Origin of the sequence: Paenibacillus bouchesdurhonensis, assembly GCF_900155685.1 — a bacterium.
GTDB classification, from domain to species: Bacteria; Bacillota; Bacilli; order Paenibacillales; family Paenibacillaceae; genus Fontibacillus; species Fontibacillus bouchesdurhonensis.
Genome location: NZ_LT732547.1, coordinates 995,453 through 997,397 on the forward strand (window position 1 = coordinate 995,453; position 1,945 = coordinate 997,397).

Below are 1,945 nucleotides of genomic sequence, written 5' to 3' on the forward strand. Positions count from 1 at the left end.
ACCCCGACGGAGACACCGACGCCGACAGAAACGCCAACCCCGACGGAGACACCAACGCCGACAGAAACGCCGACCCCGACGGAGACACCAACGCCGACAACAACACCAAGTCCCACATCAACACCGTCATCTGGCTCAAGTGGGGGCGGATATGTTTGGACACCAACCCCAAGTCCAACCCTAAGTCCAACCCTAAGTCCAACTCCAAGTCCAACTCCACCAGTGAATCCGGTACCTACTCCAACAATAGCCCCATTGATGGATGAAATATTACCGGATACAGAGCCAGAGGATCAACCACCTACAAGCAAGCCAGAAATTACGCAAAAACCGGAAGAAGAATCCTTAGATACATTGCCCAAAACAGGTGAAGCCAGTTCCTTGCCGTACTATATTATTGGGCTCGCCACTGCAATTGTTGGGGTAGTTTTCAGAAGAAAAAGCAAAAAAACGTACTAAAACTAAATTAAAAAAGAAGTAAGGAGGCTACCCTCTTTACTTCTTTATTTTAAAGCCAGTAAGTATATCGTTTCCTTGAACGGTTGTTTGCTCTTTATATAGAAGAATTAAATTTAGAAGAGAATTTCAATTGAAGGAGATTTCCCTATTTATGAGAAGAGTAATTGCCTATACCTTGATCGTGCTTGGCTTGCTTATTATGTTATTTCCCCAGGCTAATGAATATTATGAAAATATTCAAACTCAAGAACTTCTGCAATCGATTGCTAATAATGGCGATTCTGAAAGTATTGAATTTAACGATGCAGCAATCGATCAGCGCCTTCTTTTAGAATATCAAAATACATCCAAAGTATTGGAGGATTCGATTAATGAGAGAGGAACGAATAATGATCTATCCGATGAAGATGTTCCGCAGAGACAGGAGAAAAAAACTTCAGTATCCGGGACAGACCGTTCAAAAGCAATTGCTGTCATTAAAATTGCAAAAATAAAGCTTAATCTGCCGGTTTTAGAGGGGGCTACAAAAACCAATATGAAATACGCAGCAGCACATTTGAAAGAAACGGATCCTTTGGGAGTGCAGGGCAATGCAGCGATTGCTGCTCATCGCGCAAAAACAAAGGGGAGGCTATTTAATCGTCTCAATGAAATAGAAATCGGTGATGAGATAGTCGTCGAGGTTGGAAAACAAATTTATGTGTATGAGACGGACAAAGTTTCTATCGTTAAACCTACAGATGTTTCTGTGTTAAAAAGAGGAGCAAACGATGAAGCAGTCCTTACCCTAATTACATGTGAGCCACTAGTGAACCCCACTCATCGACTTATTGTGAGAGCGAAGCTCAAGGAATCTTAATTCAACGTGTATCCATATTTTTTAAATTGCGTTTAGGATAAACATCTGATATATTAATTAATACCGTTTCACAGCGGTGCATCTAAATAAAAGTATATTAAAAAAATGCTTGCTATTTAGAAATTAACGTGTTATATTATAAGAGTTGTCACTGAAACACAGCGACGCACGAGAAACAAAGTTGATCTTTGAAAACTGAACAACGAGTGAGCGGGTTTCACGGAAGTGAAATCTAAAAAAAATAGAGTCAGATGCAAATCTGATCTCGTCAGATTCAAAATGAGCAAGTCAAACACTTAGCTGAAAGAGAATTTTCCTTCGGGTAATACTTCCTTTCATCTCGGATGGAACACCTCATGACCTTCGGTTAAGAGATTCCTTCCGATCCTTTAATGGAGAGTTTGATCCTGGCTCAGGACGAACGCTGGCGGCGTGCCTAATACATGCAAGTCGAGCGAAGTTGTTTTGGAAGCTTGCTTCCGAAATAACTTAGCGGCGGACGGGTGAGTAATACGTAGGCAACCTGCCCCTCAGCCTGGGATAACTAGCGGAAACGTTAGCTAATACCGGATAATTTGCTTTTTCGCATGAAGAAGCAATGAAAGACGGAGCAATCTGTCACTAAGG

At 41.5% G+C, this 1,945-nt stretch carries 2 protein-coding genes and 1 rRNA gene; all 3 read left to right on the top strand.

The genetic code is table 11. The features are described from left to right. A partial coding sequence (locus tag CZ379_RS26575) for an LPXTG cell wall anchor domain-containing protein (RefSeq protein ID WP_234404800.1) occupies positions 1-459 on the top strand: 459 nt, incomplete at its 5' end. Between the two features lie 151 nt (positions 460-610). Further along, positions 611-1,318: a class D sortase gene (locus CZ379_RS04100; protein WP_234404801.1), complete on the top strand. Its 708-nt coding sequence runs from the start codon at positions 611-613 to the stop codon at positions 1,316-1,318. 389 nt (positions 1,319-1,707) lie between these two features. Beyond that, positions 1,708-1,945: ribosomal RNA gene (locus tag CZ379_RS04105) — 16S ribosomal RNA — on the top strand; the annotation flags it as partial.